Annotated in this window: 9 protein-coding genes and 1 pseudogene; 3 read left to right on the forward strand and 7 right to left on the reverse strand. The window is 62.7% G+C overall.

The features are described from left to right. The 6 genes and pseudogenes from EPO09_RS06510 to EPO09_RS06535 all read right to left on the reverse strand — a co-directional run. Nucleotides 1-205: pseudogene (locus tag EPO09_RS06510) on the reverse strand (hypothetical protein); the annotation flags it as partial. Between the two features lie 45 nt (nt 206-250). Then, nucleotides 251-1,111 (reverse strand): shikimate dehydrogenase, encoded by an 861-nt coding sequence (aroE, locus tag EPO09_RS06515; protein ID WP_290641373.1) that lies wholly within the window; start codon nt 1,109-1,111, stop codon nt 251-253. 12 nt (nt 1,112-1,123) lie between these two features. Next, entirely contained in the window at nt 1,124-2,029 is a 906-nt protein-coding gene (locus tag EPO09_RS06520) for an energy transducer TonB (protein WP_290641375.1), read from the reverse strand. Between the two features lie 44 nt (nt 2,030-2,073). Further along, nucleotides 2,074-4,134: an RNB domain-containing ribonuclease gene (locus tag EPO09_RS06525; RefSeq protein WP_290641377.1), complete on the reverse strand. Its 2,061-nt coding sequence runs from the start codon at nt 4,132-4,134 to the stop codon at nt 2,074-2,076. A 58-nt stretch (nt 4,135-4,192) separates the two neighbouring features. Next, nucleotides 4,193-4,990, reverse strand: a complete 798-nt coding sequence (locus EPO09_RS06530) for a PEP-CTERM sorting domain-containing protein (protein ID WP_290641379.1) — start codon at nt 4,988-4,990, stop codon at nt 4,193-4,195. A gap of 192 nt (nt 4,991-5,182) precedes the next feature. Then, complete coding sequence (locus tag EPO09_RS06535) at nt 5,183-5,785, reverse strand: YqiA/YcfP family alpha/beta fold hydrolase (protein WP_290641380.1); 603 nt, start codon at nt 5,783-5,785, stop codon at nt 5,183-5,185. A gap of 135 nt (nt 5,786-5,920) precedes the next feature. On the opposite strand from EPO09_RS06535, the gene EPO09_RS06540 reads away from it, so the two are divergent. Both EPO09_RS06540 and EPO09_RS06545 read left to right on the forward strand, forming a co-directional pair. Continuing rightward, nucleotides 5,921-6,241: a DUF1840 domain-containing protein gene (locus EPO09_RS06540; RefSeq protein WP_290641382.1), complete on the forward strand. Its 321-nt coding sequence runs from the start codon at nt 5,921-5,923 to the stop codon at nt 6,239-6,241. A gap of 50 nt (nt 6,242-6,291) precedes the next feature. Then, a complete protein-coding gene (locus EPO09_RS06545) occupies nt 6,292-6,975 on the forward strand; it encodes a histidine phosphatase family protein (protein WP_290641383.1) in 684 nt (227 codons plus the stop codon). Between the two features lie 12 nt (nt 6,976-6,987). Here the strand turns inward: EPO09_RS06545 and EPO09_RS06550 are convergent, their stop codons facing one another. Continuing rightward, complete coding sequence (locus EPO09_RS06550; RefSeq protein ID WP_290641385.1) at nt 6,988-7,596, reverse strand: TetR family transcriptional regulator; 609 nt, start codon at nt 7,594-7,596, stop codon at nt 6,988-6,990. A gap of 123 nt (nt 7,597-7,719) precedes the next feature. Between EPO09_RS06550 and EPO09_RS06555 the strand changes: the two genes are divergently transcribed. Beyond that, nucleotides 7,720-8,517, forward strand: a 798-nt coding sequence (locus tag EPO09_RS06555) for an efflux RND transporter periplasmic adaptor subunit (RefSeq protein ID WP_290641386.1), incomplete at its 3' end; no start/stop codon positions are given.

Here is an 8,517-nt window from a genome sequence, read left to right on the forward strand (position 1 = left end):
ACACAGACCTGGCGCCCTTGTGGCGCCAGGTCTGGGTCCAGGTGATGCGGCCTTGCTCGCGTACCAGCCGCGCCATCTCGCTGCGCTGGAAGGTGGTGGATTGCGGGGCGACCACACGCATCAGGCCGATGCGCGCAGCGAAGTACAGCTGCAGGCTCAGGCCGCTGAGGATCAACAGGACGACGATTCGCCAGACTGCACGCATCGGGGTTCTTGATGTGGTGACGATAAAGGTTGGAGGAGCTGGGCCTTAATGATGCTTGGTCGCATCGACCAAAGCGCGCATGTGGGCCAGCACCGGAGCGGTGTCGGGGCGCACGCCACGCCACAAGGCGAAGCTTTCTGCGGCCTGTTCGACCAGCATGCCCAAGCCGTCGCGCGGCACGGCGCCATGGCTGCGCGCCCAGTCTAGGAACGCTTGTGCGGCAGGGCCGTACATCATGTCCAGCGCCAGTGTGCCGGGTTTGAGTACTTCGGGGCCGACGGGCACGCCGCTGCCAGCCAGGCTGGCGGCCGTACCATTGATGAACACGTCGAATGCGGTGCCCGGTGCTTGCAGGCCACAGGCGCTGAGCTTCACGCCGTGTTGATCGGCCCATGCGGCATGGCGATCGACGATGGCCTGGGCCTTTTCTACCGTGCGGTTGGCCATCACGATCTCGGCGGGGCGCGCCTCGATCAGCGGGCCCAGCACGCCGGCACTGGCGCCACCGGCACCCAGCAGCAGCACGCGTTTGCCAGCGAGTGCCACGCCTGCGTTGACGGCGATGTCACGAACGAGGCCCACGCCATCGGTGTTGTCGGCCACCCAGCCGCCGGCGCTGTCGGCATCGAAGCGCAGGGTGTTGGCGGCTTGCGCCAGTTCGGCGCGGGGCGTGCGGCGGCTGGCCAGCTCGAAAGCTTCAAACTTGAAGGGCACGGTCACGTTGCAGCCTTTGGCGCCGCCAGCAGCAAAGGCCTTGATGTGGGCCTTGAAGTCATCCAGCGGGCACAGCAGGCGGCCGTAGTCCATCGCTTGGTCAGCCTGTTGGGCGAACTGGGCGTGGATCAGCGGCGAGCGGCTGTGTTCAACCGGGTTGCCGGCCACGGCGTAGCGGTCTGGGGAGGTCATGTCAGCGTGGGATCAGGGCGCGACGGGAGCCGGCGCCACCTGACCTGGCGCGGGCGCCTGGGTGATGGCCTGCATGCCCTCGTCACGGGTGAAGCGGAAGCGCGAGGAGATCAGCAGCAGATCCTTGCCGGCGATGACCTCAGGCGGGATGCGCCCGTAGGGGCCGCCTTGCTTGACGATCTCGGCCGCGCGCTTGTCGAGCATCTTGTTGCCCGAGCTGATGGTGATCTCGGTGTCGCGCACCTTGCCGTTGCGGTCGAGCGTGATGATCATGTACATCTCGCCGTACAGCTTCTTGCCGTTGTGCGACGGGAAGTGATCCGTGCCCATGCGTTCAACCAGATTGCGGAACTGGCTGTAATACATCGCGTCAGCGGCCTTCATCGTGGCCGGGCTGATGATGCGCTTCTTGGGGCGCTCGTTTTCTTCGCGGATGCGCTTTTCAATCTCGGCCAGCAGCTTGGTCAGCTGGCGGCGGCGCTCGTCGTCTGCGCGTGATTGAGCGGTCTCGGCCTTGGCGCGCGGTTGCGGTGGCGGCAGCGCGGAAAGCTCGTTCTTGACCTGCGTGAGCAACTGCTGCTGTTCCTGCTGCATCTGCTCGATCATGCGCGCGGTCTGCTCCAGCGCATCGCCCACTTCGGCTTCGGGCGAGGGGGGCAGGGGCGAGGTGGCGCGGCCTGTGTCTTCGCCGCCACCGGCCAGGTTCTGTTGTGCCAGCGCCTGGGCTTTTTCTGGTGGCTTCTCTCCGCCTGCGTTCACCAGGATCACCTCCAGCGGGGTGTCCTTGAAGGTGCGGTTGAAGCCTTCCGGATCAATGAAACGGAAGCTGAACAGCCCGATATGAAGCAGCGCCGAGATCCCCAGGCAGATCTGCAAGAGGCTCAGGCTGTTCCACAGGGATCGAAGGCGTTGAAGCATTCGTGTTCAGGCTCGGAGGCGTTCGGGCTTCGGTGTCCTGGCGGTCAGGCAGCCGGCGCGTCGCCCGCTGAGGGCTCCGCATCGGTCATGTCGATGGCCAGGGTCAATGGACCTGCATTGTCCAGCACCTCGTCGTCTTCGCTGCCTTCGGCATCACCCTGATCCGCGGGTGTGGCTTCGTCGAGACGCGCCACCACGCTGGCGTGCACGTCCAGGGTCAGTTCGTCCACACCAGTGATGCGCACGCGCACCTTGGCGTGGCGGGGCAGGTTGTCCGCGCCGATGGCCTTGAAGACCAGGGGCAGGGTGTCGGCGCGCACCAGGCCGTTGACCATCACGGCGCAATCGAGCTCGCTGAGGCCTTGCTGGCCCAGGTGCTTGATCGTCCAGTAGCGCTCCATGCTGGACTGGAAGCCGTTGTAGGCGCTGTAGGCCGTGTCAAAGTTCGAGATGATGGCGAACAGCTCGGCATCCTTGGGCTTGAACGGCGCGGCCAGGGCGGCGGTGCGACCGTTCTTCGCGCAGGCCACGATCTGCCACTGGTTGACCAGGTCCACATAGCGGCGCAGCGGCGAGGTGGCCCAGGTGTACTGCGCCACACCCATGCCGGCGTGCGGCGCGGGCTTGGTGCTCATGCGCACCTTGATGCCCGGCTGCAGGCTGGCCTGGCTGCGGTAGATGCCGGGCACGCCCAGTTCGGCCAGCCAGCCACCCCAGGTGCTGTTGGCCAGGATCATGGCTTCGGCCACGATCAGATCGAGCGCCGATCCACGTGCACGGGTGCCGATCACCACCTGCTCGGTGCCATTGGGCTCCACGCCGTCGCTCATGGTGTTCTCGCCATTGGCGCCAATGAGCTTGAAGCTGTAGTCGGGGCGGTTGAAGGTTTCGGGCTTGCCGCGCACGATTTCGCGCTGGGCTTTCAGGTGCTTGGCCAGGCGGAAGGCAAAGGCCAGTTCGGGCGCAAAAGCGTAATCGGCCGGGGCTTCGCCGCTGAGCGTGGCATCGGTGATGACGCCGTCGAGTTTGTCGTGGCGCAGGTTGGCCACGATGGGCACGCGCTCGAGTTTGGTTTCGCTGCCGGTCACGGCCAGCGTGGCTTCGTCGAAGGTGACGTACAGCGACACGGCCGGGCAATCACGGCCTTCGATCAGCGTGTAGGTCTGCACGACGTCATCGGGCAGCATGGTGATCTTGTGGCCAGGCATGTAGACGGTGGACATGCGGGCACGGCCCAGCGCATCCACAGGTGAGCCCGGGGCAATCGCCAGGCTGGGCGCCGCGATGTGGATGCCGTAGGTCACGCTGCCACTGCCCAGGCCTTGCACGGACAGGGCGTCGTCGATCTCGGTCGTCATCGAGTCGTCGATCGAGAAGGCGCGCACGCCAGCCAGCGGCAACTCGTCCTTGATCGGGGGAGCTTCCACAGCCGGGAAGCCCGAGCCCTTGGGGAAGTGCTCGAACAGGAAGCGCTTGTAGTGGAACTGGTAAGGGCTGTCGATGGCACCGGCGTCCTTGAGCAGATCCAGCGGGGCGCGTTGGGCCGTCTTGGCAGCCTCGACCACCGCCTTGTACTCAGGGCCGTTCTTGTCAGGCTTGAAGAGGATCTTGTAGAGCTGGTCCTTGATGGGCTGCGGGCATTCGCCTGCTGCCAACGCTTGCGCCCATTGTTCGATCTGCAAGGCTTGCTGCTTCTTGCGTTCGATGGCGACCAGGGCTTGCTTGAGGATGTCCTCGGGCGCCTTGCGGAAGCGGCCCTTGCCACGGCGATGGAAGTAATGCGGCGTGTCGAACAGGCGCATCAGCATGGCGGCCTGCTGCACGGCATCGGCACTGGCGCTGAAATATTCCTTGGCCAGGTCTTCGAAGCTGAACTCGTCTTCCGGGGCCACTTCCCAGATCAGGTCCACATCGATGTCGGCGGCCTGGGCGGTGCCTTGGGCCAGCAACTCGCTGGGCGAAGGCTTGGCGAACTTGATCAGCACGTTGGCGGCTTTCACCTTCACGCGCTTGCCCGAATCGAGCTCGATCTGCATCGAACTGTCGGCTTCGGACATCACACGGCCGGCCTGGAATTTACCGGCGTCGTCAAAAAGGGCAAACATCGAATGGGGGTCTTTTGCAGGTGTCAGACCGTGATTGTCCCATTTTGTCGCCGGGGGCTCAGGGCCCGCGTCGCACAGCCTGCATCAATCCGCGGCGGCTTGTCAGGCCAAGCAATCCGATCAGCCCCAACGCCATCAAAACTGGCGAGCCAGGTTCTGGAACGGCCGAGGCGGGCAGATGGGGCAGCATCGCGTAGACACTGGCATTGGCCCAAAGGCTGACGATGGCGCCCTGATCGGAGTCATTCGCGTAGGTAAACGAAAACACCTGATTGAAGGAATCGGTACGTGGCGCATCCGAATAGCCTATGAATAATTCTTTGGTGGCCGAGTCAGTGTGGATCGAGTTCGCGTCGGAGGCCAGGAATTGGACCGAGAATTTGCTGGACACAGATGTGTTGAACGGCACGAGAAAATCGGGGTTGGCACCAGTGCTGCTGATAAACAAATCAGCCTGACCAATGAGCGTCAAGCTGGTATGGGCGGACAGCAGAAAGCTGGTGCCCATGGTGTCATTCGTGCCTGCGTGGGCGCTCAGGCTTGAAAAGTTTGTTGTCAAATAGTCGCCAGATGGCGAGTCAGCCAACGTGCCAGAGGCCGTGATGTTGTAGGGGCCTGTGAGGGGGCCGCTCCCTGCCAGCGAGGCTTGCGCGCTGGATGGGCCAAATATCGCGCTGGCTGATGCGTCGCCAAAGGTCCCGACCCCTTGTTGCCAACTTGAATGCTGTTGCCAATCAAAGTTTGTGATCGATGTGCTGGCGCTCGAATCCCAACCTGCGGGTTGTAACTCCAGTGGCTTGGTTAGAGACGGCGTCTCGCCATCATTGGGCGTGAGGTCACTCAATACAAACTGCAAGCCCGATATCGAGGCCTTGGCAGAGAGGTCGGCGTGTGCGGCCAACGGCCAACGTAGACGTTTTGGTGAGCATGATCACTTTTCCCTGAAATATTGTGGGGACAGTGTACAAAATGGGGAGACTTCAGGTGTCCCAAGGTATCACCAGGGTTTGATGGCCGAGGCCGCGCGATGCCTGGCTGTATGTGTGGCTCAAGGCGCAGGCAGATTCAGCCAGTCCAGCAGCGCAGGCATGTGCTGGGCAAAGTCGCTGACGGCGTGATCGCCGCCTTCCAGCAGATGCAGCTCGCAGCCTTGATAGCGTTGTGACATCTCTTCCCAACTCAGTACCTCGTCACCTTTGGCAATGAGTGCCCAGTAGCGCTCGGGTCGGGTGACGGGATAGCGGGCGATTGCCTTGAATTCGTCGATGAATTCGGCGCGAAAGAAGAAGTGGGCGTCCGGATCATGGAAGGCGGTTTGCTCGCCGATGTAGCGAGCCAGATCCCGCGCAGGCTCGACAGCCGGATTGATCACGGCGCATCGGCAACCGCGTTGCTCAGCCAGCGCGGTGGCGTAGAACCCGCCCAGCGATGAGCCGATCACGACCATGTCGCTTGTGGGCCAGTCTGCGGTGGTTTGCTCGATCAGGGCCCAGGCCTGGGCAGGAGAGGGCGGCAGTTGCGGGCAACGCCAGTTCAGTGCGATGCCTTGCTCGTTCAAGTGCGCCACATGCCGCGCCAGCATCTGCGCTTTGAAAGACTTGGGTGAAGAGCGAAAGCCATGCAGATACAGGATGTGGGTCGTGTTGTTCATGGTTTGGCGTGCCGATGGCGTCAAGCGTGTTGGCTTGGATTGTGAGCGCAGTCCACGGAGCTTGGCGGCTGAGCCGCTGAATCGAGCGTAAGCTGATGGCATGTTGAATGGCTCAGCAAGAAGGAAAGGCAAGTCATGGCAGTGAAGTTCAAAAGCCAGGCCACGGGTGATCTGGTGATGGTGCAGGCGCATGCTCAGGCCTTGCTGAAAGTATTGGGCAAGCCTGACCTGAGCCGGGGCATTCTGGAGCCGGCGGATATGGATGCGGCCTTGCAGGTGCTGCGAGCCTTGAAAGACGAGCCTCCCAAGCCGGCCGATGGCGAGTTGGATGAGCAAGAGGCCAGAACGCCATCGTTCCAGGATGAATTTGTCAGCCTGCGAAAACGCGCATGGCCCTTGATCAAAATGATCGAAGAGGCCCAGGAAGCCGGCAAACCCATCGTCTGGGGTGTTTGATTCACTTCAGGTATTGTGCGCTGCAGCATTCCTGAGGCATCATCGTTCCCATGCCTGATCAAGTCACCCGCCTGCTCGTCATCCGCCACGGCGAAACGCCCTGGAACACCGAAGCCCGCATCCAGGGCCACATCGACATTCCCTTGAACGACAAGGGCCGTTGGCAGGCCGAGCGCGTGGCGCAGGCATTGGCCGATGAGGGGTTGCACGCCATCTACAGCAGCGATCTGCAGCGTGCACGGCATACGGCCGAGGCCATTGCGCAGGCGGCCGGTTTGCCCTTGAGTGTGGATGAGTCCTTGCGCGAACGCCATTTCGGGCGTTTCGAAGGCATGACCCAGGAAGAAGTCGCTTCGCAATGGCCCGAGGAGGCGCGGCGCTGGCGTGAACGTGACCCGGCTTATGGCCCGGACGGCGGCGAGACCCTGGAAGATTTCTACGAGCGCTGCATGGACGCGATCACGCGCCTGGCCCGCCAGCACCCGGGGCAAAGCATTGCGCTGGTGGCCCATGGCGGCGTGCTCGATTGCTTTTACCGTGCGGCCAATGGCCTGGAGCTGGATCTGCCTCGTAGCTGGAAGATCACCAATGCCAGCGTCAACCGCCTGCTTTTCAATGGCGAGGGCTTCAGCATGGTTGGTTGGGCCGACAACCGCCATCTGGAAGATGATGAATCCGCCAGCCTGGATGAGCGCACGGATGGCGCCGTGAACGCCGTGGCCCGTCGTGCCTGAAGGCTGGTGATCTCAGCGCAAGCCGCTGAGGAACACGTCCAGACCGGCGTCGGCAGCAGCCACCAGATCATGCCGTGACTGATCCAGCATCCAGTTGTGGATGAGGCCATTGACCAGCGCCATATAGGTCACGGCCAGCACATGCAGGTTCAATTCCGCCCGAATGTGGCCCAGTGCCTGGGCGCGCTGGAATGTGGCCTCGACGTGGCTTTGGCAGGAGCCGTGCACGTTGAGGTGCCGCTCGCGGATGCCTGAGAGTTCGTCGATGTACTCGACTTTCAGTGTGGCGATGTCAAAGACCCGCTGCGTTCGTGGGTCATGCGCAATGCGCCGCATCACATCCATCATGGAAGCTTTAAGTTCGCCCAAGGGGTCGGCTTCTTGTTCCGTGTCGATGGATTTGAGCGTGTCCTCCATGGGCAGTGTCGTGCGCGACATCATGGCGTTGAACAGTTCGGTCTTGTCGGCAAAGTGCCAGTAGACCGCACCGCGCGTCACGCCGGCAGCCTTGGCGATGTCCTGCAGGGAAGTTCGGGATACGCCGCGCTCGGCAAACAGGCATTCAGCTGCGTCCAGCAGGCTTTCGCGTGTTTGTTGTGCATCTTCTTTGGTTCGGCGCATGACGACAGGTAAAAAACCGTGAATTCCACGGGGGATTCTCGCAGATTTCATCGCATACATACAAGCATGTATGTATACTCCGTAACATATCGTTGACCAGGCAAGTATTTGAAGAGGTGCCCTATGGCGAGTCGTGAACTGACAGTGGAACAAGAAGAAAATCATGCGATCGCTGCCGTGCGGGCGCCGCTGCTGAAGAAGGACCAACTGTGGCGCTGGACGGCCAATGCCGTGGGCGTGCTGGCGCTGTGCGCCGTGGCGGCCTCTTTCCTGACCGGGTGCGGGCAGAAGGATCAGCAAGCCGCGGCGGGTGGCGCCAAGCCGGGTGCCATGCCGGCGATTCCGGTGGGCGTGGTCACAGTGCAGCCCCAGAGCGTGCCCGTGATGGCCGAGTTGCCTGGTCGCCTGGAAGCCTTGCGTACCGCCCAGGTCCGTGCCCGTGTGGCCGGCATCCTGCAGCAGCGTTTGTTCACAGAAGGCGCGGATGTGAAGGCCGGCCAATCCTTGTTCCAGATTGACCCCAGCACTTACAAGGCTGCGCTGGACAGCGCCCAGGCCACGCAAGCCAAGGCCGAAGCCAACCTGGCACAAGCTACTGCCCTGGTTGATCGCTACCAGCCGCTGCAGGCCGCCAAGGCCATCAGCCCGCAAGAGTTCCTGAATGCCCAAGTGGCCCAGCGTCAGGCGCAAGCCGATGTGGCCTCGGCCAAGGCTGCCGTGCAGACGGCGCACATCAACCTGGGTTATGCCGCCGTGACGGCACCGATCTCGGGCCGCATCGGCCGGGCGCTGGTGACGGAAGGTGCACTGGTGGGCCAGGGTGAAGCCACGCAACTGGCCTTGATCCAGCAGGTCAACCCGCTGTATGTGAACTTCACGCAATCGGCCAACGATGTCATCAAGCTCAAGAAGGCCATGGAG

The organism is Aquabacterium sp. (genome assembly GCF_004297345.1).
In the GTDB taxonomy this organism is placed as follows: domain Bacteria; phylum Pseudomonadota; class Gammaproteobacteria; order Burkholderiales; family Burkholderiaceae_C; genus Aquabacterium.